Raw genomic sequence first — 23,279 nt, 5'->3', positions numbered from 1 at the left:
AGCGCGAAAACAACAAGGCCCGGATTGTACCGGGCCTCGACTAAAACATCAGCCTCAGGACTGAATCTCGCCCAGCGCCTCGCGGGCTTCGTAGGCTTGCCGCACCGGAGCGAAAGAGCGCCGGTGAATCGGTGTCGGCCCCAGGCGGGCCAGGGCTTCCAGATGCACCGGGGTCGGGTAGCCCTTGTGGCCACCGATGCCATATCCCGGATAGATCAGCTCGAAAGCGGCCATTTCTCGGTCACGGCTGACCTTGGCCAGGATCGATGCCGCGGCAATCGCCGGAACCTTGCTATCGCCCTTGACCACCGCTTCAGCCGGCATCGCCAGCTTCGGGCAACGGTTGCCATCGATCATCGCCAGCTTCGGGGTCACACTCAGCCCCTCCACTGCGCGCTGCATGGCCAACATGGTGGCATGGAGGATATTCAGCTCGTCGATTTCCTCGACCTCAGCCCGGGCGATGCACCAGCTCAGGGCTTTCTCGCAGATTTCGTCGAACAGCTTCTCGCGCCGGGCTTCGGTGAGCTTCTTCGAATCGTTGAGGCCGAGAATCGGCCGCGTCGGGTCGAGAATCACTGCCGCGGTGACCACTGCACCACACAAAGGGCCGCGGCCGACCTCATCGACCCCGGCCACCAGGTCCTCGGCGTCCGCCACCAGGGTGAAATCCAGGCCCATTTGCATTTTCGGGTTACTCACAGTCATTTGCCGATCAGCCCAAGCACGGCTTGCGCGGCCTGGTTGGATGCGTCGCGACGCAAGGTTCGGTGGATCTCGTCAAAGCCGCGAGTCTGCTCTTCACCACCTTCGATCAGCGGCGACAAGGTCTGGGCCAGAGCATCGGCCGTGGCATCGTCCTGCAGCAGCTCAGGCACCAGGAGGCGCTGGGCCAGCAGGTTCGGCAGGGAAATGTACGGGCTCTTGACCATGCGCTTGAGAATCCAGAACGTCAGCGGCGCCAGGCGGTAAGCCACGACCATCGGGCGCTTGTAGAGCAAGGCTTCCAGGGTCGCGGTACCGGAGGCGATCAACACCGCATCGCAAGCAGCCAGCGCCTTGTGGGACTGGCCATCGAGCAACGTCAGTGGCAGATCACGATTGGCCAGCAACTGCTCCAGCTGGACCCGCCGCTCCGGGCTGGCGCAAGGCATGATGAAACGCACGCCGGGGCGCATGGCCCGCAGGCGCTGAGCGGCATCGAGGAACAAGGCGCCCAGGCGCCCTACTTCGCCACCGCGACTACCGGGCATCAAGGCCACCAACGGCCCTTCTGGCAACCCCAGCTCCGCGCGTGCAGCGGCTCGGTCGGCCTCCAGCGGAATGGCATCGGCCAGAGAGTGACCGACGAACTTCACCGGTACCCCCTTCTCTTCATAGAAGCGGGCTTCGAAGGGGAACAGGGTCAGCATCAGGTCGCAGCCTTCGCGGATCTTCAGCACCCGCTTCTGCCGCCAGGCCCAGACCGAAGGGCTGACGTAGTGCACGGTCTTGATCCCGGCCTGACGCAGCTTGAGTTCGATATTCAGGGTGAAATCCGGGGCATCGATACCGATAAACACATCCGGCTTTTCAGCAATCAGGGTCTGGATCAGCTTCTTGCGTCGAGCCAGCAGCTCACGCAGGCGCCCAAGCACCTCTACCAGCCCCATGACCGCCAGGCGCTCCATGGGGAAGTAGGAAACAAGGCCTTCGGCCTCCATCAGCGGACCACCGACCCCTATGAATTCGACGGCCGGGTGCTGAGCCTTGAGAGCTCGCATCAAACCGGCGCCGAGAATGTCGCCGGAGGCTTCGCCAGCCACCAGCGCAATACGCAGAGTGCTCATGATTAACGGGTGATGCCGCGAGTCGAGGACTGGATCGAGTCACGAAAGACCGCGACTTCAGGAAACTGTGCAGCCGGCTCGGCCAGCTCGGCCAAGGCCTGATCAACCGTCAGCCCCTGGCGATAGACCGTCTTGTAGGCACGACGCAGCGCGTGGATCGCATCTTCGCTGAAGCCGCGACGGCGCATGCCTTCGAAGTTCATGCTGCGGGCTTCGGCGGGGTTGCCGAATACGGTGACGAATGCCGGCACGTCCTTGCCGATGGCGGTGCCCATGCCGGAAAAGCTGTGGGCGCCGATATGGCAATACTGATGCACCAGGGTGAAACCGGAGAGAATCGCCCAGTCATCCACATGCACATGGCCGGCCAAGGCGGTGTTGTTGACCAGGATGCAGTGGTTGCCGATAACGCTGTCATGGCCGATGTGGGCATAGGCCATGACCAGGTTGTGATCACCCAGAGTGGTTTCGGAACGATCCTGGACGGTGCCACGGTGAATGGTCACGCCTTCGCGGATCACGTTGTGGTCACCGATCACCAGGCGGGTTTCCTCGCCCTTGTATTTCAGATCAGGCGTGTCCTCACCTACCGACGAAAACTGGTAGATGCGGTTGTGCTTACCGATCCGGGTAGGGCCCTTGAGAATCACATGGGGCCCGATCACTGTACCCTCGCCGATTTCCACACCAGCGCCGACGATCGACCACGGGCCAACCTCAACGTCGTCGGCCAGGACGGCCGTCGGATCGATGATTGCGCGAGGGTCAATCAAACTCATAGTTTGCGTTCCGCACAGATGATCTCGGCAGAGCACACCGGCTTGCCGTCGACCGAAGCCTGGCATTCGAACTTCCAGATCTGGCGCTTGCAGCTGATGAACTTGGCTTCAAGGATCAGCTGGTCGCCCGGCAGCACCGGCTGGCGGAAGCGCAGCTTGTCGGAACCGACGAAGTAATAGAGGGTGCCGTCGGCGGGCTTCACGTCGAGCATCTTGAAACCGAGAATGCCCGCAGCCTGAGCCATGGCCTCGATGATCAGCACGCCCGGCATGATCGGGTGCGCAGGGAAGTGACCATTGAAGAACGGTTCATTGATGCTGACATTCTTGTAGGCACGAATGCACTTGCCTTCAACATCCAGGTCCACTACCCGATCCACCAACAGGAAAGGGTAACGGTGAGGCAAGTATTCGCGAATCTCGTTGATGTCCATCATTTCGGGGGGAAGCCTGTAGTAAAGAGTGGGAGCGCGCGACTAACGCACGCTCCTCTAGCAAATCAAGGAGGCAGTCTAGCGGCTGTGCACACTTGATATGGAAATGGTATCAGCCATCAGATGAAGCATTGCCGCCGGGGGTCACGTCCCCAACGCGCTTTTCCAACTGACGCAAGCGCCGTGCAAGGTCATCCAGCTGGCGGATGCGTGCCGCGCTTTTGCGCCACTCGGCAGCAGGCTGCATGGCCGTACCGGAAGAGTAGGCGCCCGGTTCGGTAATCGAGTGGGTCACCATGGTCATCCCGGTGAGGAATACGTTGTCGCAAATATCGATATGCCCAACCAGGCCCACGCCACCGGCGAGCATACAGTGCTTGCCGATCTTGGTACTGCCGGAGATCCCCACACAAGCAGCCATGGCGGTGTGATCACCGACCTGGACGTTGTGGGCGATCTGGATCTGGTTGTCCAGCTTCACGCCATTGCCAATGACGGTATCGGCCAGGGCACCGCGGTCGATCGCCGTGTTGACGCCGATTTCCACATCGTCACCGATGGTCACGCCGCCAATCTGGGCGATTTTCTGCCAGACGCCTTTTTCATTGGCAAAACCAAAGCCTTCACCCCCCAGCACAGCACCTGACTGAATGACCACACGCTTGCCGATACGCACGTCGTGGTACAGGGTCACCCGTGGTGCCAGCCAGCCACCTTCGCCGATTTCGCAGCGGGCGCCGATAAAGCAGTGAGCGCCGATGGTCACACCTGCAGCAATCCGCGCACCGCTCTCGATCACGGCAAAGGGGCCAATGCTGGCCGCAGGATCTACCTGCGCATCAGCGGCAATCACCGCAGAAGGATGAACACCTGCCTGTGCCTTTGGCTTGGGATCGAACAAATGGGAAATGCGCGCATAGGCCAGGTAGGGATCGTCCACTACCAGTGCATCACCGGCATAGGCTTCGGCATCCGCGGCCTTCAACAGCACCGCGCCGGCCTGACAATCCACCAGGTACTTGCGGTACTGGGGATTTGCCAAAAAGCTCAACTGAGCTGGGCCAGCCTCCTGCAAGGTGGCTAGCCCAGTGATTTCCTTCTCCCCGTCGCCACTCAAGGTGGCGCCGAGGAACTCGGCCAACTGGCCGAGCTTTATGGTCGCGGTCATGGCTTACTTCAGCTGATTCATACGCTCGATAACCTGGCGAGTGATGTCGTACTGAGGTTTGACATCAATCACTGCGCCACGCTCGAAGACCAGGTCGAAACCGCCTTTCTTGATGACTTCTTCCACAGCGCTGTCCAGCTTCGGCTTCAGCTGCTTGAGCATTTCGCGGTCGGCAACGGCTTTGGCTTCGTTCAGCTCCTTGGACTGGAACTGGAAGTCACGGGCCTTTTGCTTGAACTCGAGCTCCAGGCGTTCACGCTCGCCCTGCTGCATCTTGTCGCCACCGGCCACCAGACGGTCCTGGATGCCTTTGGCGCTGCTTTCCAGAGTCTTCAGCTTGGTCAACTGAGGGCCGAACTTTTTCTCGGCATCCACGGCGTACTTCTTGGCTGCGTCAGATTCCAGCAGGGCCATCTGATAGTTCAGGACGGCGATTTTCATTTCGGCAAATGCCGGGCTCGCGACCAGAACGGTGGCCAGGAGAACCAATTGAGTCAACTTACGCACGATGCACTCCTACAAAATCCATTGTCGTTATCTTGGATCAGGCTATTAGAAAGTCTGACCGAGAGAGAATTGGAACACCTGAGTTTCAGCGTCATCCGGTTTCTTGATCGGCATCGCCAGGGCGAAGCTCAATGGCCCCAGAGCGGTGACCCAAGTCACACCGACACCAACCGAACTGGCCAGATTGCTCAGGCTGATATCGTTGCACTGCGTTTTCACGTTCGACGCCGCAATGGTGTTGGACGTGCTTTCACAGCGAGAGTTGAAGACGTTACCCACATCCCAGAACAAGGAAGTACGCAGCGAGCGCTGATCCTTGACGAAAGGCAACGGGAACAGCAACTCGGCACCACCCTGGATCAATACGTTACCGCCGAATGGCAGTGGATCCTGGTCCGGGTCGGCAGCCGTACCGACGTTACCGGTTACACCAACACCACGACTAGGAGTACTGCGTGGGCCCAGAGTGCTGTCCTTGAAGCCACGTACCGAGTTGAAGCCACCAGCATAGTAGTTCTCGTAGAACGGCAAGCCCTTGGTATCACCAAAGCCGTCGCCATAACCCAGCTCGGTATGGAAGCGCATGGTGTAGTTCTCACTCAACGGCGTGAACAACTGGCCACGGTAGTCGAGCTTGAAGAACGACAGGTCGCTGCCCGGGGTAGTGGTTTCCAGCACCAGGCTTTGCGAGTGACCGCGGGTCGCCAATACGCCTTTGTTCAGGGTCGACTCGGACCAGCCGGCCGAGGCCTTGAAGTTCAGGTAGCTGTCGCCCTGCTTGTTCACGAAGTCGAAGATTTCGTCGACGGTGTACAGGCCGGTCTTGATCTTGTCCTGCTGCGCGGTCAGACCGAAGGTCAGACGCGAAGTCTCGCTGATCGGGTAGCCCACGCTGACGCCGGCACCCAGGCTGTCCACCGCATAGCTGGCCACGTCGACGTCGAGGTCTTTGTAGTCAGTGGTGCGATAGAAGGCGTTGTAGCCCAGGCTCACGCCATCGGCGGTCCAGTAGGGGTCTACGTAGCCGAAGTTGTAGCGGCTCTGGTATTCGCTGCGGGTCAGGCCGATGCTGACCTTGTTACCGGTACCCAGGAAGTTGTTCTGGGTGATCGAACCACCGAGGATCAGGCCCGCGCTCTGGGCAAAACCGACGCTGGCGGTGATCGAACCGGATGCTTGTTCTTCAACCGCGTAGTTCACGTCTACCTGGTCATCCACACCCGGCACGGCCGGGGTCTCGACGTTGACTTCCTTGAAGAAGCCCAGGCGCTCAAGACGGGTCTTGGATTGATCGATCAGGTAGGTCGAAGCCCAGCCGCCTTCCATCTGGCGCATCTCGCGGCGCAGCACTTCGTCCTCGGACTTGGTGTTGCCACGGAAGTTGATGCGGTTGACGTAGGCACGCTTGCCCGGGTCCACCACAAAGGTGATGTCCACGGTGTGGTCTTCATCGTGAGGCTGAGGCACGCCGTTGACGTTGGCGAAGGTATAACCCTCGTTGCCCAGGCGGCGAGTGATGAGTTCGGAAGTGGTGGTCATCAGCTTGCGCGAGAACACCTGGCCCTTCTCCACCAGCAGCAGCGCCTTGACCTGGTCTTCAGGGACTTTCAGGTCACCGCTGAGCTTCACGTCACGAACGCTGTACTTCTCGCCTTCGTTGACGTTGACGGTGATGTAGACATGCTTCTTGTCCGGGGTGATGGACACCTGGGTCGAGGCGATATCCATGTTGATATAGCCGCGGTCCAGGTAGTAGGAACGCAGGCGCTCCAGGTCACCGGAGAGTTTTTCACGGGCGTACTTGTCGTCGTTCTTGAAGAACGACAGCCAGTTGGTGGTCTTGAGTTCGAACAGGCCGATCAGGTCTTCATCGGGGAAGACGGTGTTGCCTACCACGTTGATGTGCTGGATGGCTGCGACTGTGCCTTCGTTGATCTTGACCTTCAGGCCAACCCGGTTACGTGGCTGCGGCACGACTTCGGTTTCAACGCTGGCCGAGTAACGACCCTGAGCGACATATTGACGCTGCAGCTCGTTGCGCACGCCTTCGAGGGTCGCGCGCTGGAAGATTTCACCTTCCGCCAGGCCGGACTGCTTGAGCCCTTTCATCAGGTCGTCAGTGGAGATCGCCTTGTTGCCTTCGATCTCGATACTGGCAACCGACGGCCGTTCGACTACCGTGATGACCAGGACGTTGCCATCGCGGCCCAGCTGGATGTCTTGAAAGAAACCGGTTTTGAACAGCGCACGAGTGGATTCCACCAGGCGACGGTCGTCCGCCTGCTCGCCGACGTTCAACGGCAAGGCACCAAAGACGCTACCCGCGGAAACGCGCTGGAGGCCGTTGACGCGGATATCGGAGATAGTGAAGGACTCGGCGTGAACTTCGGCGATCATCAATACGGTGAGAACCGCAGTTAGCAGCAGACGTTTCATGAAGTCCTTTCTTATTCCAACTGGCAATAAACAAACTGCCGCAAAATGCGGCAGATTCGCAATTCAGCGAAGCGTTACAGACGACCCAGATCGTTGACCAGAGCAAGCAGCATGACTCCGACCACCAAGCTGATACCGATCTGTATCCCCCAACCTTGCACCCGATCCGACAAGGGACGACCACGCGCCCACTCGATCAGATAAAACAGCAAATGCCCCCCATCCAGTACCGGGATGGGCAACAAATTCAGAACACCCAGGCTAATACTCAGATAAGCAAGGAAATTCAAGAAATCAGCAATGCCCGACTGGGCAGAAGCGCCCGCCACTTTAGCAATGGTTATCGGTCCACTCAAGTTTTTTACCGAGAGCTCGCCGAACAACATTTTCTTCAGCGATTCGAGGGTCAGGACGCTCATGGTCCAGGTCCGTCGGGCCCCTTCACCAATCGCCTCCAACGGCCCGTAGCTGACCTCGCGAAGCATCTGCGGCGGCCAATCTACCGCTTTCACCCCGGCCCCCAGGTAGCCATTTGGCGCTTTGCTTTCGCCGCGGCTGGCCAAGGTCACGGGGACGTCGATTTGAGCACCATCGCGCTCGACATGCAGCACAATTTTCGTATCAGGGTGCACACGGACCCAATCCACCACTTGCTGCCAGTCATTGAGGGGCTGGCCATCAAGGGCCAACAGACGATCGCCGGTCTTCAGGCCAGCGGCCTGGGCCGGGCCCTTGGGGTCAAGTTCAGCCAGCACCGGCGGCAGGGCCGGACGCCACGGACGAATGCCCAGGGAGCGAATCGGATCCGGCTCATCAGCCCCTTTCAACCATTTATCCAATTCCAGCTGGCGTGGCGAATCCACAGTGGCGCCCTGCTCACGCACCAGCACCTGCAGCGCACCGCTTTCACCCAGGCGCCGCACCAGTTGCAGGTTCACGGCCGCCCAGCCGGTAGTCGGCTCGCCGTCGATGGCGACGATTTCCTGGCCGGCACTGAGCCCGGCCTTGGCAGCAATACTGCCAGCCTCTACATCACCGATGACCGGCCGCACCTGCTGGCTGCCCAGCATCGCCAGGGCCCAGAAAAACACCAGTGCGAGGAGGAAGTTGGCAATCGGACCGGCAGCAACAATCGCGATACGCTGGCGAACCGACTTGCGGTTGAAGGACTGATCGAGCTCCTCGGCAGCTACCTCGCCTTCACGCTCATCCAGCATCTTCACGTAGCCGCCCAGCGGGATAGCGGCGATGACGAACTCGGTGCCGCGACGATCATGCCAGCGCAGCAAGGGCATGCCAAAGCCCACGGAGAAGCGCAGAACCTTGACGCCACAGCGACGGGCGACCCAGAAGTGACCGAATTCATGGAAGGTGACCAGCACACCCAGGGCTACCAGGGTGCCGACAATCATATAGAGCGCGCTCATCTACTTTCTCCGCAATCCTATTCGCCGCCACTCGCCCCGGTCGCGAATCCTATCGCCCGTTACGCTGCAACCATTGTTGCGCCAGGACTCGAGCCCTGGCGTCTGCCGCAAACACTGCGTCGAGTTCATTGACTGCGACCACAGGCTCACGGGTTAAAACCTCATCGATGATACTCGCGATCTCCGGGTAGCGGATGCGCCGCTCGAGAAACGCCGATACCGCCACCTCATTGGCCGCATTCAGCATGGCCGGAGCGCTGTTACCCGCCTCGGCAGCTTGCCGTGCCAGGCGCAGGCAAGGGAACCGCTGCTCGTCGGGTGCCTGGAAATCCAGGCGAGCAATGGCGAACAGATCCAGCGGCGCTACACCGGAATCAATACGCTCCGGCCAGGCCAGGGCATTGGCGATCGGGGTGCGCATATCCGGATTACCCAACTGCGCCAGGACCGAGCCGTCGACGTAATCCACCAGCGAGTGGATCACGCTTTGCGGGTGCACCACCACTTCGACCTGGGAAGGCCTGGCATCAAATAGCCAGCAGGCCTCGATCAGTTCCAGCCCCTTGTTCATCATGCTTGCCGAGTCCACGGAGATCTTGCGCCCCATGGACCAGTTCGGATGGGCACAGGCCTGTTCGGGGGAAACATGCTCAAGCTCTTCCAGAGGCGTCTGACGGAAAGGACCGCCCGAAGCCGTCAGAAGAATACGTCGCACACCGACCCGACTCAGCCCGCGGGAAAAATCCGCGGGCATGCATTGAAAGATCGCATTGTGTTCACTGTCGATAGGCAACAGCACGGAACCACTCTTGCCCACTGCCTCCATGAACAGCGCGCCAGACATCACCAGCGCTTCCTTGTTGGCCAACAGGATCTTCTTGCCAGCCTCAACCGCCGCCAGAGTCGGGCGCAACCCCGCCGCACCGACAATCGCCGCCATCACGGCATCGACTTCCGGAGCCGAGGCCACCTCGCACAACCCCTGCTCCCCCACCAGCACCTGGGTAGCCAGGCCGGCGGCGCGCAAATCTTGCTGAAGGCGGCTGGCGGCCGAGGCCTCGGGCACCACCGCAAAACGGGGCTCATGCTTTACGCACAACGCCAGCAACTCGGCCAGACGCGTGAAGCCCGTCAGGGCAAACACCTGATAACGATCCGGATGACGGGCAATCACATCCAGGGTGCTCAGACCGATAGAGCCGGTAGCCCCCAGAACCGTGATCTGCTGTACAGCAGTCACAGCGCAGCCATCCACAACAGCACGGCAAACACCGGAATGGCCGCGGTCAGGCTGTCGATGCGGTCCAGCACCCCACCATGACCGGGCAGCAGGTTGCTACTGTCCTTGATACCCGACTGGCGCTTGAACATGCTCTCGGTCAGGTCGCCGACCACCGAAATGAATACAACGATCGCTGCACCCAGCAGCCCCAGAATCATCTGCCCCAGGGTCCAGTCACGCACCAGCCCCACCACCGCGGTGATCACCAGGCTCAACGCCAGGCCGCCGTACACGCCCTCCCAGCTCTTGCCCGGGCTGACCTGGGGCGCCAGCTTGCGCTTGCCGAAGGCCTTGCCGGAGAAGTAGGCACCGATATCCGCACCCCACACCAGCACCATCACCGCCATGATCAACCAGTTGCCCAGTGGCAGTTGCTTGATGAACACCAGCCCTTGCCAGGCCGGCAGCAGGATCAGCAGGCCGATCAACAATTTGGGTGCGGCACCGGACCATTGCTCGCTGGAACGCGGATAGGTCAGCACCAGGTAGGTCGCCAGCGCCCACCACAGCACCGCAGCACCCAGCACCCAGGGCGCAACGCCCGGAACCAGATGCATCAGGAACAACAGCGCCGCCACCACCACGGCGAAGGCCACCCGAGCCAGCTGCGCCTCGAAGCCCGCCAGACGCGCCCACTCCCAGGCACCGAGGCTTACCACCAGACCGATGAACAGGGCGAACCCCGAGCCTTCGAGCAGGAAGAACCCGCACAAGGCGATCGGCAGCAGGATCAGCGCAGTAATGATTCGTTGTTTAAGCATTAAACCCGGGCTCCAGCCTCGACCTGCTCGCTCGTCTTACCGAAGCGTCGCTGGCGAGATGCGTAATCGGCCAATGCGTTACGCATGGCTTCGTGTTTGAAGTCCGGCCAGAACAGGTCGGAGAAATACAGCTCGGCATAGGCCAGCTGCCACAACAGGAAATTGCTGATGCGATGCTCGCCACCGGTCCGGATGCACAGGTCCGGCAGCGGCAGGTCGCCGGTCGCCAGGCAGGTCTGCAGCAGGCCCGGAGTGATGTCCTCGGGCCGCAGATGCCCGGCCTGGACCTCGCGCGCCAGGCGCTGGGCGGCCTGAGCGATATCCCACTGGCCGCCATAGTTGGCGGCGATCTGCAGGATGAAACGATCACTACCCGCGGTAATGGCCTCCGCTTCGCGCATCGCCGCCTGCAACTCGGGATGGAAGCGTGAACGATCGCCAATGATCCGCAGGCTGATGTTGTTCTCGTTGAGGCGCTTGGCTTCACGACGCAGGGCCTTGAAGAACAGATCCATCAAGGCACTGACTTCGTCAGCCGGCCGCTGCCAGTTTTCACTGGAAAAGGCAAACAGGGTCAGCACCTCGACCTTGGCCTCAGCGCACACTTCGATCACTGCACGTACCGCATCGACACCCGCCTTATGCCCGGCGACACCCGGCATAAAGCGTTTTTTTGCCCAGCGGTTATTACCATCCATGATGATTGCCACATGACGCGGCACCGAGGACAACACGGACTGCTTGGTCTTTTCCATGAAAACGCCTGACCCTTATACGGCCATCAAGTCCTTTTCTTTTTCCTCAGTCGCCTTGGCGATCTGAGCTTCAAAGTCCTTGATCAGCTTATCGATTTCGGCGCTGCCACGGCGCTCTTCGTCTTCGCTGATTTCCTTGTCCTTGGTCAGCTTCTTCAACTCACCCAGGGCATCGCGGCGAATATTGCGCACTGCAACCCGCGCATCCTCGGCGGCAGCACGCGCCTGCTTGGTGAAGCCCTTGCGGGTTTCCTCGGTCAGCGGTGCCATCTTGATCAGCAGCAGCTCACCCAGGTTGGTCGGATTGAGGTTAAGACCGGCACTGCCGATGGCCTTGTCGATGGCTCCGAGCATATTGCGCTCGAACGGCACTACCTGCAGGGTCTGGGAGTCCTTCACGGTAACGTTGGCAACGCCACTCAACGGTGTGTCGGTACCGTAGTAAGGCACCATCACACTGCCCAGGATGCTGGGGTGAGCCTTGCCGGTGCGAATCTGGCCGAATGCATGGGCCAGGGACTCCAGGGATTTCTTCATGCGCTCTTGAGCGTCTTTCTTGATTTCGTTGATCATTGCTCGCCTTCCTCGATCAGGGTTCCTTCAGCGCCACCATGCACGATATTCAGCAGGGCGCCGGGCTTGTTCATGTTAAATACCCGCAGCGGCATCTTGTGGTCGCGGCACAGGCAGATTGCCGTCAGGTCCATCACTCCCAGCTTGCGATCCAGCACTTCATCGTAAGTCAGATGATCGAACTTCTCGGCATGCGGGTCCTTGAACGGGTCTGCAGTGTAAACACCATCGACCTTGGTTGCCTTGAGCACCACGTCGGCATCGATCTCGATAGCGCGCAGGCAGGCTGCGGAGTCGGTGGTGAAGAACGGGTTGCCGGTACCGGCCGCGAAGATCACCACCTCTTTGGAGTTCAGGTGGCGCATCGCCTTGCGACGGTCATAGTGATCGGTCACGCCGACCATGGAAATAGCCGACATCACGATGGCCGAGATATTCGCACGTTCCAGTGCATCACGCATGGCCAGGGCGTTCATCACAGTGGCCAGCATGCCCATGTGGTCGCCCGTGACCCGATCCATCCCGGCCGCGCTCAATGCAGCGCCGCGGAACAGGTTGCCACCACCGATCACCAAGCCTACCTGGACGCCGATACCAACCAGCTGGCCGACTTCCAGCGCCATGCGATCCAGCACCTTGGGATCGATCCCGAACTCTTCCGAGCCCATCAGGGCCTCGCCGCTAAGCTTGAGTAGAATGCGTTTATAGCGAGCTTGATAACCACTGCCCTGCTGAGCCATTGCGAATCTCTCCTGCGGCGTATTTAAAAAATTCTTTGCGGGCTGTTTACAGCCTGCGTTCACTCTAGCTTGACGCTGTCACAGCGCCATCAGAACACGACTTTGTAAGGCGGTTCCGAGGATAAACAACTAAATTACCCTGCCCATTTGAAAAGAGGCTGCGCGCGTGAGCGGGCAGCCTCTTCTGGGCGACAGTTGAAAAAACCGTCTTACTGTTGCTTGGCAGCAGCCAGTTGTGCAGCAACTTCTTCGGCGAAGTTGTCTTCTTTCTTCTCGATGCCTTCACCTACCGCGAAACGGGTGAAGGAAACGATTTCAGCGCCGCCTTTCTTGGCCAGAGCACCTACGGTGATTTCTGGGTCCTTGACGAAAGCTTGCTCAACCAGGCTGGCTTCGGCCAGGAACTTGCTGATACGGCCAGCGATCATTTTTTCAACGATTTCGGCTGGCTTGCCTTTCATCTTGTCTTCGTTCAGCTGCAGGAACACAGCCTTTTCACGCTCGATCGCTTCAGCCGAAACTTGCGATGGCAGCAGGAACTCAGGGTTGCTGGCCGCTACGTGCATGGCGATGTCTTTGGCCAGCTCAACGGAACCGCCTTTCAGAACAACCGCAACACCGATCTTGTTGCCGTGCAGGTAGGTGCCGACCACGTCGCCTTCAACGCGAGCCAGACGACGGATGTTGACGTTCTCGCCAGTCTTGCCAACCAGGATCAGGCGGGCAGCTTCTTGAGCTTCGATCAGCGGAGCGGCGTCGGTCAGCTTGTCAGCGAAAGCCTTTTCCACGCTAGCGGCAACGAATGCCTTGAAATCGTCCTGCAGAGCCAGGAAGTCGGTCTGCGAGTTGACTTCCAGCAGGACAGCGGCTTTACCGTCGTCCTTGATGGCGATAGCGCCTTCAGCAGCAACGTTGCCTGCTTTCTTGGCAGCCTTGATGGCGCCGGAAGCACGCATGTCATCAATGGCTTTTTCGATGTCGCCGCCGGCCTTGGTCAAGGCCTTTTTGCAGTCCATCATGCCTTCGCCGGTACGCTCGCGCAGTTCTTTGACCAACGCTGCAGTAATCTCTGCCATTTTCAAAATCCTCTTGGATAGGTTTTCAACCATTCCACCCGATCGAACGGGCGCTCAATTCTTGGGCATTGCCCCGAAACCACTTCATAACAGCCCCGCATTACAGAAACTGTCGGGGCGCGACGACGAAATGATTTTCGAGTTGGCAAAAAGGGGGCCAAGCCCCCTTTTTGCGTGCTGAGTCAACGCTACGCGTCAGTTACTCAGGCTTCAGCCGCCGGTGCTGCAGCTTCTTCGAACACTTCGGTGCCGCCAGCAACGTTGTTACGACCACGGATCACAGCGTCAGCCATCGAACCCATGTACAGCTGGATGGCGCGAATGGCGTCATCGTTGCCTGGGATGATGTAGTCAACGCCTTCCGGGCTGCTGTTGGTATCGACAACGCCGATGACCGGGATGCCCAGCTTGTTGGCTTCGGTGATCGCGATGCGCTCGTGGTCAACGTCGATCACGAACAGTGCGTCAGGCAGGCCGCCCATGTCCTTGATACCACCCAGGGAACGATCCAGCTTTTCCAGATCGCGAGTGCGCATCAGCGCCTCTTTCTTGGTCAGCTTGGCGAAGGTGCCGTCTTCTGCTTGCACTTCAAGGTCACGCAGACGCTTGATGGAAGCACGGATGGTTTTGTAGTTGGTCAGCATGCCGCCCAACCAGCGGTGATCGACGTACGGCGAACCGCAACGTGCTGCTTCTTCAGCAACGATCTTGCCAGCGGAACGCTTGGTGCCGACGAACAGAATCTTGTTTTTGCCCTGGGCCAGACGCTCTACGAAAGTCAGAGCTTCGTTGAACATTGGCAGGGTTTTTTCAAGGTTGATGATGTGGATCTTGTTGCGCGCGCCGAAAATGTACTTGCCCATTTTCGGATTCCAGTAACGGGTTTGGTGACCGAAGTGCACACCGGCCTTCAGCATATCGCGCATGTTGACTTGGGACATGATAGTTCCTTAATAAGTCGGGTTAGGCCTCCACGTATCCCAATGACCAACCAACAGCTTGTGCTGAGGGCACCCAGGTCATCGTGTCGACACGTGTGTGGGTTTGAGCTTTTCGGGGCATCCCCGGAAAGCGGCGCATTTTATACCACAGCAAGGGCAAAAACGGAACCCGGATTCACACTCGGCGATCCGCAGGCATTTTACCCGCCTCTTGGAATCGGTCCAGAATGCACCATTGTATAGAGAGAAGCGCCAGCAGAACCTCAGATTTGCGCTGAGCCTCTGTTAGAATCGCACCTTTGCGGCTTTTGAAAACCTTGCTGGCCCATCGTAGGCCAAGCTTTGCGCATGCGGGTTTTCGAGCCATTTCCGTGTTTATCGCGCCCCTGGGCGTCAAGAGAGCCTGTATGACCGTCACCCTCAAAACTCCCGAGGACATCGCCAAAATGCGTGTCGCCGGCAAACTGGCCGCCGACGTGCTGGAAATGATTGCCGAGCATGTCAAACCCGGTGTCACCACCGAAGAACTGGACCGCATCTGCCATGACTACATCGTCAATGTGCAAGGTGCGATCCCTGCCCCGCTGAACTACAAGGGCTTCCCCAAATCCATCTGCACCTCGATCAACCACGTGGTGTGCCACGGCATTCCCAACGAGAAGCCGCTGAAGGATGGCGACACCCTGAACATCGATGTGACCGTCATCAAGGACGGCTACCACGGCGACACCAGCCGCATGTTCCACGTCGGCACCGTGCCGGTCTGGGCCGAGCGCCTGTCGCAGATCACCCAGGAATGCATGTACAAGGCCATTGAACTGGTGAAACCGGGCTGCCGCCTGGGCGACATCGGCGAAGTGATCCAGAAGCACGCGGAAAAGAACGGTTTCTCGGTGGTACGCGAGTTCTGCGGCCACGGCATCGGCAAGGTGTTCCACGAAGAGCCGCAGATCCTGCACTACGGCCGTGCCGGTACCGGCATGGAGCTCAAGGCCGGCATGACCTTCACCATCGAGCCGATGATCAACCAGGGCAAGGCCGACACCAAGGTCCTGGGCGACGGCTGGACCGCCATCACCAAGGACCGCAAGCTCTCCGCGCAGTGGGAACACACCCTGCTGGTCACCGAGACCGGCTACGAGATCTTCACCCTGCGCAGCGATGACACCATCGCCCGGGTGTCAGCCTGATCCACAACGCTGCGTCCCGACCTTATAGATAGAAAGGAAAGCCAATCGATGCCGCAGGTGGACCCCGAACTCTTCGACCGCGGCCAGTTCCAGGCGGAACTGGCGCTGAAGGCCAGCCCTATCGCCGCCTTCAAGAAGGCCATCCGCCAGGCACGGGAAGTGCTCGATACGCGCTTTCGCAGTGGGCGGGAGATCCGCCGGCTGATCGAAGACCGCGCCTGGTTCATCGATAACATCCTGCAAAAGGCCTGGGACCAGTTCAGCTGGAGCGACGACGCCGACATCGCCCTGGTGGCGGTCGGCGGCTACGGTCGCGGCGAGCTGCACCCCTATTCCGACATCGACCTGCTGATCCTCCTGGACAGCGCCGACCACGAAATTTTCCGCGACTCCATCGAACGCTTTCTTACCCTGCTCTGGGACATTGGCCTGGAAGTCGGGCAAAGCGTGCGCTCGGTGGACGAATGCGCCGAACAGGCGCGGGCCGACCTGACGGTGATCACCAACCTGATGGAAAGCCGCACCATTGCCGGCCCCGAGCACCTGCGCCAGCGCATGCTGCAAGTGACCAGCACCGAGCACATGTGGCCGAGCAAGGATTTCTTCCTGGCCAAGCGGGCCGAGCAGAAGGCCCGCCATCACAAGTACAACGACACCGAATACAACCTGGAGCCCAACGTCAAAGGCTCGCCGGGTGGGTTGCGGGACATCCAGACCATCCTCTGGGTCGCGCGCCGCCAGTACGGCACCCTGAACCTGCGGGCCCTGGCCGGCGAAGGCTTCCTGGTGGAAAGCGAAAACGCGCTCCTGGCCTCGTCCCAGGAGTTCCTGTGGAAGGTCCGCTACGCGCTGCACATGCTCGCGGGGCGCGCCGAGGACCGCCTGTTGCTCGACCACCAGCGCTCCATCGCCACCCTGCTGGGCTTCGAGGGCGAAGATGCGAAACAGAGCATCGAAAGCTTCATGCAGCAGTACTACCGGGTGGTGATGAGCATCGCCCAGTTGAGCGACCTGATCATCCAGCACTTCGAGGAGGTGATCCTCGCCCCCGAGGACGAGGCACCGCCACAGCCGATCAATGCGCGCTTCCAACTGCACGACGGCTACATCGAGGCGATCAACGACAACGTATTCAAGCGCACGCCGTTCGCCATGCTGGAGATCTTCGTGCTGATGGCCCAGCACCCGGAAATCAAGGGCGTGCGCGCCGACACCATCCGCCTGCTGCGCGAACACCGGCACCTGATCGACGACGACTTCCGCCACGATATCCGCAACACCAGCCTGTTCATCGAGCTGTTCAAGTGCGAAATCGGCATCCACCGCAACCTGCGGCGGATGAACCGCTACGGCATTCTCGGACGCTACCTGCCGGAGTTCGGCTTCATCGTCGGGCAGATGCAGCACGACCTGTTCCACATCTATACCGTGGACGCCCACACGCTGAACCTGATCAAGCACCTGCGCAAAATGCAGTACACGCCGATCTCCGAGAAATTCCCGCTGGCCAGCAAGCTCATGGGCAAGCTGCCCAAGCCCGAGCTGATCTACCTGGCCGGTCTGTACCACGACATCGGCAAGGGCCGTCATGGCGACCACTCGGAAATCGGCGCCGTGGATGCCGAAGCCTTCTGCGTGCGCCACCAGTTGCCGCAGTGGGATACCCGGCTGATCGTCTGGCTGGTGCAGAACCACCTGGTGATGTCCACCACGGCTCAGCGCAAGGACTTGTCCGACCCGCAGGTGATTCACGATTTCGCACAGATCGTGGTCGACCAGACCCGCCTCGACTACCTCTACGTACTGACCGTCGCCGATATCTACGCCACCAACCCGACGCTATGGAACTCCTGGCGCGCCAGCCTGTTGCGCCAGCTCTACACCGAGACCAAGCGAGCCCTGCGCCGCGGCCTGGAAAACCCGGTGGACCGCGAAGAGCAGATCCGCCAGACCCAGAGCGCCGCCCTGGACATCCTGGTGCGCAACGGCACCGACCCGGACGAAGTGGAACAACTCTGGTCCCAACTGGGGGACGACTACTTCCTGCGCCACACCGCCGGCGACGTGGCCTGGCACAGCGACGCGATCCTCCAGCAGCCGGCCGATGGCGGGCCACTGGTGCTGATCAAGGAAATCACCCAGCGCGAGTTCGAGGGCGGCACCCAGATCTTCATCTACGCCCCGGACCAGCACGACTTCTTCGCGGTGACCGTGGCCGCCATGGACCAGCTCAACCTGAACATCCATGACGCGCGCATCATCACCTCCAGCAGCCAGTTCACCCTCGACACCTACATCGTCCTGGACAACGACGGCGAATCCATCGGCAACAACCCGCAGCGAGTCGAGCAGATCCGCAAGGGCCTGACCGACGCCCTGCGCAACCCCGACGACTACCCGACCATCATCCAGCGCCGGGTGCCGCGCCAGCTCAAGCATTTTGCCTTCGCCCCCGAGGTGACTATCCACAACGACGCCCAACGCCCGGTGACCGTGCTGGAACTCAGCGCCCCGGATCGCCCGGGTTTGCTGGCGCGGATCGGCAAGATCTTCCTGGAGTTCGACCTGTCGCTGCAGAACGCCAAGATCGCCACCCTGGGCGAGCGCGTGGAAGACGTGTTCTTCATCACCGATGCGCACAACCAGCCCCTGTCCGACCCCCAGCTGTGCAGCCGCTTGCAGGATGCGATCGTCGAGCAGTTGAGCGTCAGCCACGAACCGACTATCGAAATGACCCGCCTGAGCATCTGACGGGTCCGAACCACCGCTTTGAGTGAGATACCGCCTCCATGAACAACGCTCTGAACCAGTTGCAGCCCTACCCGTTCGAAAAGCTGCGCGCCTTGCTCGGCACCGTGACGCCCAACCCGGACAAGCGCGCCATCGCCCTGTCCATCGGCGAACCCAAGCACCGCTCGCCAAGCTTTGTCGCAGAAGCCCTGGCCAGCAACCTCGATCAGATGGCGGTCTACCCCACCACCCTGGGCATCCCGGCCCTGCGCGAAGCCATCGCCGGCTGGTGCGAACGGCGCTTTGGCGTGCCCGCGCTCTGGCTCGACCCGGCGCGCAATGTACTGCCGGTCAACGGCACCCGCGAAGCGCTGTTCGCCTTCACCCAGACCGTGGTCAACCGCGGCGAAGACGCCCTGGTGGTCAGCCCCAACCCCTTCTATCAGATCTACGAAGGCGCAGCCTTCCTCGCCGGGGCCAAGCCGCACTACCTGCCGTGCCTCGACGAAAACGGCTTCAACCCGGACTTCGACGCCGTGCCGGTGGAGATCTGGCAGCGCTGCCAGATCCTCTTCCTGTGCTCGCCGGGCAACCCCACCGGCGCGCTGATCCCGCTGGACACCCTGAAGAAGCTGATCGCACTGGCCGACGAGCACGACTTCGTGATCGCCGCCGACGAGTGCTACAGCGAGCTGTACTTCGACGAACAGACACCGCCCCCGGGCCTGCTCAGCGCCTGCGTCGAACTGGACCGCAAGGACTTCAAGCGCTGCGTGGTGTTCCACAGCCTGTCCAAGCGCTCCAACCTGCCGGGCCTGCGCTCGGGCTTCGTCGCCGGTGATGCCGAGATTCTCAAGGGCTTCCTGCTGTACCGCACCTACCACGGCTGCGCCATGCCGGTGCAGACCCAACTGGCCAGCGTCGCCGCCTGGAACGACGAAGTGCACGTGCGCGCCAACCGCGCCTTGTACCGGGAGAAATTCGACGCGGTGCTGGCGATCCTTGCGCCCGTGATGGATGTGCAGCGCCCGGACGGCAGCTTCTACCTGTGGCCGAACGTGGCCGGGGATGACGCAGCCTTCTGCCGCGACCTGTTCGAACAGGAGCATGTGACCGTGGTTCCGGGCTCCTACCTGTCGCGAGAAGTGGACGGCACCAACCCGGGCGCCGGCCGGGTACGCATGGCGCTGGTAGCGCCGCTGGCGGAATGCGTGGAAGCCGCGGAACGGATTCGCGATTTCGTGCTGCGTCGCGCTTGAGGCCTTTCGCCGGCAAGCCGGCTCCCACAACAGGAGCCGACTGCCGGCGAACGCCTCACTTCACCTGCCCCAGATTGGCCTCGCTCATATCCAGGTCTGCCAGTACTTCGCGTAGCACATCGTCGCCAATCTGATGCTGGCGGCTCAGCCGATACAGCTCCAGCCGTTGCGCACGCAGGGCCTTGATCCGCAGGCGCCGCTCCAGCAAGTCCATCTGGAACGCCAGGGCCTGGGCCTCGGCGGAATCGTTGTAGACCTCCAACTGATGCCGGTACTCGGCCATCAAGCGCCCCTTGAGTTCGGTAGCCAGGGCCGCCTGGGCAGCATCCGGGGTTTCACCGGTGTCAGCCACTTCTTCGGCTTCCAGGGCATGGATCGCCGCTTCGGCAGTCTTGCGCCAGGCATCCCGCACTTCCCCACGGCGCTTGTCGTCAGGGCTCTTCACAATGCCGCGCAGCAGCAGCGGCAGGGCAATGCAGGCCGCCACCAGGGACAGCAGGATCACCCCGGCAGCGATGAAGATCAGCAGGTCGCGCTCCGGAAAGGCTTCGCCGGCACCGAGAAACAACGGTACCGACATCACACCGGCCAGGGTTACCGCCCCGCGCACTCCACCCACGGTCAGCAACCAGCAGGAACGGGCGGTCGGCACCAGGGTCAATTCACCCTTGCCGCGCCAGCGCCGCAGCAGGCCGGACAGGCGCCAGATGCTCTGCACCCAGATGAAACGCAACACCAGCAGCACCAGGAAAATCGCCACCACATCCAGGCAACGGTAGAACAGGGTCGGCCACAGCGAGGTCTCGTGACTGACCACGGCCTTGATGATGTCCGGCAGCTGCAACCCTAGGAGCAGGAAGATCAGGCCGTTGAAGGCGAACTCCAGCAGTGACCAGACGCTGCGATTGAGCAGCCGGGTGCTGGTCTGGCGCGGCAGCAGGTCGAGCCAGCTCTGCATCATCCCCGCCGCCACCGCCGAGAGAATGCCCGAGGCTCCCAGGCGCTCGGCCAGCACATAGGCGGCGAACGGCAAAAGCAGCATGAACACCACGTGGGTCGCCGGGTCATCCCAGCCTCGGGCGATCATCCAGGCCCGCAGGCGCCCCACCAGCCAGCTCAGTGCCACGCCGACCGCCAGGCCGCCCACCGCCACCAGGACGAAGGTCAGGCTGGCGTTGGCCAGGGAGAACACCCCGGTCACCGCCGCTGCCAGGGCGAACTTGAAGGTCACCAGGCCCGAGGCGTCATTCATCAGCGCCTCCCCCTGGAGCATGTGCATCAGGGGCGTGGGCAAGCGGTTCTGGGAAATCGCCGATACCGCCACGGCGTCGGTGGGCGAAAGCACGGCGGCCAGGGCAAAGGCCACCGGCAACGGAATGCTCGGCAGCAGCCAATGGATGAAGTAGCCGGCACCCACCACGGTGAACAGCACCAGCCCTACTGCCAGGGTCAGGATCGGCCCGCGCAGGCGCCAGAATTCGCGCTTGGGCATGCGCCAGCCATCGGAAAACAACAGCGGCGGCAAGAACAGGAAGAGAAACAGCTCCGGGTCCAGGGCCACGTGCAACCCCAGGGTCGGCCAGGCCAGCAAGGCGCCGGCGGCAATCTGCACCAGGGGCAGCGGCAGTGGAATCACCCGTCCGACAAGACGCGAGAGGCTCACCAGCATCAGCAGGATGAGGACGGTATAGGCGGTTTGCATAAAGCGGGCTTCCCGATCTGAAACTTCAAAGCAGACACACAACGGCGGCAGGAATTCACCGCAGAAGTGCCATATTAGCCGCTTAAGCTGCGTTTACGCCGCTGCACAAAAGTCGCAACGGCGCCCGGGCGTGGAAACACAATGCGACAAAGCCCCGCAGCAGCCGACGCCGAATCGGCGCGGTCGTGGCATAATCCGTGACCTTTCATCTCCAGCATCTCCAAAGGGGGCAATTCCTTGACCGCTTCAAGCAAAACGTTGCACCTTTTCGGCATCAAAGCCTGTGACACCATGAAAAAGGCGCGCACCTGGCTCGATGAACACGCTGTCAGCTATGACTTCCATGATTACAAAACCTCCGGCATTGACCGTGAGCACCTGAATCAGTGGTGCGACGAGCACGGCTGGCAGGTGGTGTTGAACCGCGCGGGCACGACCTTTCGCAAACTCGATGACGAAAGCAAAGCCGATCTCGACCAGGCGAAAGCCGTTGAACTGATGCTCGCGCAACCTTCGATGATCAAGCGCCCGGTGCTCGACCTCGGAGACAAGACCCTGATTGGCTTCAAGCCAGACCTTTACGCAGCGGCGCTCAAGTAAGCCTGCTCACTCTATTTCGCAAGAGGTAACTGCATGTCCACTACTCTGTTCAGCCTGGCATTCGGTGTCGGCACCCAAAATCGTCAAGGCGCCTGGCTGGAAGTGTTCTACGCATCGCCACTGCTCAACCCTGCCGCCGAAATCGTTGCCGCTGTCGCACCGATCCTCGGTTACAGCGAAGGCAACCAGGCCATCACCTTCACCACCGCCCAGGCCGCGCAAATGGCCGACGCGCTGAAGAGCATCGACGCCACCCAGGCGGCCCTGCTGACCCGCCTGGCCGAAAGCCACAAGCCGCTGGTAGCGACCCTGCTGGCCGAAGATGCCCAGCTGACCTCCACTCCAGAGGCCTACCTCAAGCTGCACCTGCTGTCCCACCGCCTGGTCAAGCCGCACGGCCTGAGCCTAGCCGGCGTGTTCCCGCTGCTGCCGAACGTGGCCTGGACCAGCCAGGGTGCCATCGACCTCGGCGAGCTGGCCGAGCGTCAACTGGAAGCCCGCCTGCGCGGCGAGCTGCTGGAAGTGTTCTCGGTGGACAAGTTCCCGAAAATGACCGACTACGTGGTGCCGAGCGGCGTGCGTATCGCGGACAGCGCGCGGATTCGCCTGGGCGCCTACATCGGCGAAGGCACCACCGTGATGCACGAAGGCTTCGTCAACTTCAACGCCGGCACCGAAGGCCCGGGCATGATCGAAGGCCGGGTTTCCGCGGGCGTGTTCGTCGGCAAGGGATCGGACCTGGGCGGCGGTTGCTCCACCATGGGCACCCTGTCGGGTGGCGGCAACATCGTGATCAAGGTCGGCGAAGGCTGCCTGATCGGCGCCAACGCCGGTATCGGCATCCCGCTGGGCGACCGCAATACCGTGGAGTCGGGCCTGTACGTGACCGCCGGCACCAAGGTGGCGCTGCTGGACGAGAACAACCAGCTGGTCAAAGTGCTCAAGGCCCGGGAACTGGCCGGCCAGCCGGACCTGCTGTTCCGTCGCAACTCGGAAACCGGCGCAGTGGAGTGCAAGACCCACAAGTCGGCCATCGAGCTGAACGAAGCGCTGCACGCTCACAACTAAGCAGCGATTCGGTTTCACTGGA

Annotated in this window: 21 protein-coding genes; 5 read left to right on the top strand and 16 right to left on the bottom strand. The window is 61.0% G+C overall.

Annotation, left to right across the window (positions count from 1 at the left end):
• Nucleotides 1–54: 54 nt before the first annotated feature.
• The 15 genes from rnhB to rpsB all read right to left on the bottom strand — a co-directional run bounded on the left by rnhB (nucleotide 55) and on the right by rpsB (nucleotide 14,708).
• Nucleotides 55–687: a ribonuclease HII gene (gene rnhB / locus PFLCHA0_RS06040; RefSeq protein WP_015634336.1), complete on the bottom strand. Its 633-nt coding sequence runs from the start codon at nucleotides 685–687 to the stop codon at nucleotides 55–57.
• 17 nt (nucleotides 688–704) lie between these two features.
• A complete protein-coding gene (gene lpxB / locus PFLCHA0_RS06035) occupies nucleotides 705–1,829 on the bottom strand; it encodes a lipid-A-disaccharide synthase (RefSeq protein ID WP_015634335.1) in 1,125 nt (374 codons plus the stop codon).
• 2 nt (nucleotides 1,830–1,831) lie between these two features.
• Nucleotides 1,832–2,608 carry an acyl-ACP--UDP-N-acetylglucosamine O-acyltransferase gene (gene lpxA / locus PFLCHA0_RS06030; protein WP_011059535.1) on the bottom strand — a complete coding sequence of 259 codons (777 nt, stop codon included), beginning with the start codon at nucleotides 2,606–2,608 and terminating at the stop codon, nucleotides 1,832–1,834.
• Entirely contained in the window at nucleotides 2,605–3,045 is a 441-nt protein-coding gene (fabZ, locus tag PFLCHA0_RS06025) for a 3-hydroxyacyl-ACP dehydratase FabZ (RefSeq protein ID WP_007924058.1), read from the bottom strand. Before fabZ ends, lpxA begins: the two co-directional genes overlap by 4 nt.
• 109 nt (nucleotides 3,046–3,154) lie before the next feature.
• Nucleotides 3,155–4,210 (bottom strand): UDP-3-O-(3-hydroxymyristoyl)glucosamine N-acyltransferase, encoded by a 1,056-nt coding sequence (gene lpxD / locus PFLCHA0_RS06020; RefSeq protein WP_015634334.1) that lies wholly within the window; start codon nucleotides 4,208–4,210, stop codon nucleotides 3,155–3,157.
• 3 nt (nucleotides 4,211–4,213) lie between these two features.
• On the bottom strand, nucleotides 4,214–4,717 hold the full coding sequence (locus tag PFLCHA0_RS06015; RefSeq protein WP_011059533.1) for an OmpH/Skp family outer membrane protein: 504 nt from the start codon (nucleotides 4,715–4,717) through the stop codon (nucleotides 4,214–4,216).
• Between the two features lie 45 nt (nucleotides 4,718–4,762).
• A complete protein-coding gene (gene bamA / locus PFLCHA0_RS06010; protein ID WP_011059532.1) occupies nucleotides 4,763–7,153 on the bottom strand; it encodes an outer membrane protein assembly factor BamA in 2,391 nt (796 codons plus the stop codon).
• 74 nt (nucleotides 7,154–7,227) lie between these two features.
• Nucleotides 7,228–8,580: a sigma E protease regulator RseP gene (gene rseP / locus PFLCHA0_RS06005; RefSeq protein ID WP_011059531.1), complete on the bottom strand. Its 1,353-nt coding sequence runs from the start codon at nucleotides 8,578–8,580 to the stop codon at nucleotides 7,228–7,230.
• 49 nt (nucleotides 8,581–8,629) lie between these two features.
• Entirely contained in the window at nucleotides 8,630–9,820 is a 1,191-nt protein-coding gene (gene ispC, locus PFLCHA0_RS06000; protein ID WP_041751975.1) for a 1-deoxy-D-xylulose-5-phosphate reductoisomerase, read from the bottom strand.
• Complete coding sequence (locus PFLCHA0_RS05995) at nucleotides 9,817–10,623, bottom strand: phosphatidate cytidylyltransferase (RefSeq protein ID WP_015634332.1); 807 nt, start codon at nucleotides 10,621–10,623, stop codon at nucleotides 9,817–9,819. Before PFLCHA0_RS05995 ends, ispC begins: the two co-directional genes overlap by 4 nt.
• Complete coding sequence (uppS, locus tag PFLCHA0_RS05990) at nucleotides 10,623–11,378, bottom strand: polyprenyl diphosphate synthase (RefSeq protein WP_011059528.1); 756 nt, start codon at nucleotides 11,376–11,378, stop codon at nucleotides 10,623–10,625. Before uppS ends, PFLCHA0_RS05995 begins: the two co-directional genes overlap by 1 nt.
• A gap of 15 nt (nucleotides 11,379–11,393) precedes the next feature.
• Nucleotides 11,394–11,951 (bottom strand): ribosome recycling factor, encoded by a 558-nt coding sequence (gene frr / locus PFLCHA0_RS05985; RefSeq protein WP_011059527.1) that lies wholly within the window; start codon nucleotides 11,949–11,951, stop codon nucleotides 11,394–11,396.
• Entirely contained in the window at nucleotides 11,948–12,691 is a 744-nt protein-coding gene (gene pyrH / locus PFLCHA0_RS05980) for a UMP kinase (protein ID WP_011059526.1), read from the bottom strand. The genes frr and pyrH overlap by 4 nt, the downstream gene beginning before the upstream one ends.
• Before the next feature lie 209 nt (nucleotides 12,692–12,900).
• A complete protein-coding gene (gene tsf / locus PFLCHA0_RS05975; RefSeq protein WP_011059525.1) occupies nucleotides 12,901–13,767 on the bottom strand; it encodes a translation elongation factor Ts in 867 nt (288 codons plus the stop codon).
• A gap of 203 nt (nucleotides 13,768–13,970) precedes the next feature.
• Nucleotides 13,971–14,708 carry a 30S ribosomal protein S2 gene (gene rpsB, locus PFLCHA0_RS05970; RefSeq protein ID WP_011059524.1) on the bottom strand — a complete coding sequence of 246 codons (738 nt, stop codon included), beginning with the start codon at nucleotides 14,706–14,708 and terminating at the stop codon, nucleotides 13,971–13,973.
• 407 nt (nucleotides 14,709–15,115) lie between these two features.
• On the opposite strand from rpsB, the gene map reads away from it, so the two are divergent.
• Genes map through dapC form a run of 3 tightly spaced genes read left to right on the top strand, consistent with a single transcriptional unit; the run spans nucleotide 15,116 to nucleotide 19,887 of the window.
• Nucleotides 15,116–15,898 carry a type I methionyl aminopeptidase gene (gene map / locus PFLCHA0_RS05965; protein WP_011059523.1) on the top strand — a complete coding sequence of 261 codons (783 nt, stop codon included), beginning with the start codon at nucleotides 15,116–15,118 and terminating at the stop codon, nucleotides 15,896–15,898.
• Between the two features lie 48 nt (nucleotides 15,899–15,946).
• Nucleotides 15,947–18,649 carry a [protein-PII] uridylyltransferase gene (locus tag PFLCHA0_RS05960; protein ID WP_015634331.1) on the top strand — a complete coding sequence of 901 codons (2,703 nt, stop codon included), beginning with the start codon at nucleotides 15,947–15,949 and terminating at the stop codon, nucleotides 18,647–18,649.
• A gap of 38 nt (nucleotides 18,650–18,687) precedes the next feature.
• A complete protein-coding gene (gene dapC, locus PFLCHA0_RS05955; protein WP_015634330.1) occupies nucleotides 18,688–19,887 on the top strand; it encodes a succinyldiaminopimelate transaminase in 1,200 nt (399 codons plus the stop codon).
• A gap of 55 nt (nucleotides 19,888–19,942) precedes the next feature.
• Here the strand turns inward: dapC and PFLCHA0_RS05950 are convergent, their stop codons facing one another.
• Nucleotides 19,943–21,589: a Na+/H+ antiporter gene (locus PFLCHA0_RS05950; RefSeq protein ID WP_015634329.1), complete on the bottom strand. Its 1,647-nt coding sequence runs from the start codon at nucleotides 21,587–21,589 to the stop codon at nucleotides 19,943–19,945.
• A 237-nt stretch (nucleotides 21,590–21,826) separates the two neighbouring features.
• Between PFLCHA0_RS05950 and PFLCHA0_RS05945 the strand changes: the two genes are divergently transcribed.
• Entirely contained in the window at nucleotides 21,827–22,189 is a 363-nt protein-coding gene (locus tag PFLCHA0_RS05945) for an ArsC family reductase (protein ID WP_011059519.1), read from the top strand.
• A gap of 33 nt (nucleotides 22,190–22,222) precedes the next feature.
• Nucleotides 22,223–23,257 carry a 2,3,4,5-tetrahydropyridine-2,6-dicarboxylate N-succinyltransferase gene (gene dapD, locus PFLCHA0_RS05940; protein ID WP_015634328.1) on the top strand — a complete coding sequence of 345 codons (1,035 nt, stop codon included), beginning with the start codon at nucleotides 22,223–22,225 and terminating at the stop codon, nucleotides 23,255–23,257.
• Nucleotides 23,258–23,279 lie beyond the last annotated feature (22 nt).

The sequence above is a fragment of the Pseudomonas protegens CHA0 genome, from assembly GCF_000397205.1.
Classification (GTDB): Bacteria; Pseudomonadota; Gammaproteobacteria; order Pseudomonadales; family Pseudomonadaceae; genus Aquipseudomonas; species Aquipseudomonas protegens.
The sequence above is the reverse complement of the archived record's forward strand: the minus strand, read 5'-3'. Positions and strand labels throughout refer to the sequence as shown.

Coding starts and splice junctions, on each gene's coding strand:
- rnhB (WP_015634336.1), bottom strand. CDS start 687: ATGCAAATGGGCCTGGATTTCACCCTGGTGGCGGACGCCGAGGACCTG.
- lpxB (WP_015634335.1), bottom strand. CDS start 1,829: ATGAGCACTCTGCGTATTGCGCTGGTGGCTGGCGAAGCCTCCGGCGAC.
- lpxA (WP_011059535.1), bottom strand. CDS start 2,608: ATGAGTTTGATTGACCCTCGCGCAATCATCGATCCGACGGCCGTCCTG.
- fabZ (WP_007924058.1), bottom strand. CDS start 3,045: ATGATGGACATCAACGAGATTCGCGAATACTTGCCTCACCGTTACCCT.
- lpxD (WP_015634334.1), bottom strand. CDS start 4,210: ATGACCGCGACCATAAAGCTCGGCCAGTTGGCCGAGTTCCTCGGCGCC.
- bamA (WP_011059532.1), bottom strand. CDS start 7,153: ATGAAACGTCTGCTGCTAACTGCGGTTCTCACCGTATTGATGATCGCC.
- rseP (WP_011059531.1), bottom strand. CDS start 8,580: ATGAGCGCGCTCTATATGATTGTCGGCACCCTGGTAGCCCTGGGTGTG.
- PFLCHA0_RS05995 (WP_015634332.1), bottom strand. CDS start 10,623: ATGCTTAAACAACGAATCATTACTGCGCTGATCCTGCTGCCGATCGCC.
- uppS (WP_011059528.1), bottom strand. CDS start 11,378: ATGGAAAAGACCAAGCAGTCCGTGTTGTCCTCGGTGCCGCGTCATGTG.
- frr (WP_011059527.1), bottom strand. CDS start 11,951: ATGATCAACGAAATCAAGAAAGACGCTCAAGAGCGCATGAAGAAATCC.
- pyrH (WP_011059526.1), bottom strand. CDS start 12,691: ATGGCTCAGCAGGGCAGTGGTTATCAAGCTCGCTATAAACGCATTCTA.
- tsf (WP_011059525.1), bottom strand. CDS start 13,767: ATGGCAGAGATTACTGCAGCGTTGGTCAAAGAACTGCGCGAGCGTACC.
- rpsB (WP_011059524.1), bottom strand. CDS start 14,708: ATGTCCCAAGTCAACATGCGCGATATGCTGAAGGCCGGTGTGCACTTC.
- map (WP_011059523.1), top strand. CDS start 15,116: ATGACCGTCACCCTCAAAACTCCCGAGGACATCGCCAAAATGCGTGTC.
- PFLCHA0_RS05960 (WP_015634331.1), top strand. CDS start 15,947: ATGCCGCAGGTGGACCCCGAACTCTTCGACCGCGGCCAGTTCCAGGCG.
- dapC (WP_015634330.1), top strand. CDS start 18,688: ATGAACAACGCTCTGAACCAGTTGCAGCCCTACCCGTTCGAAAAGCTG.
- PFLCHA0_RS05950 (WP_015634329.1), bottom strand. CDS start 21,589: ATGCAAACCGCCTATACCGTCCTCATCCTGCTGATGCTGGTGAGCCTC.
- dapD (WP_015634328.1), top strand. CDS start 22,223: ATGTCCACTACTCTGTTCAGCCTGGCATTCGGTGTCGGCACCCAAAAT.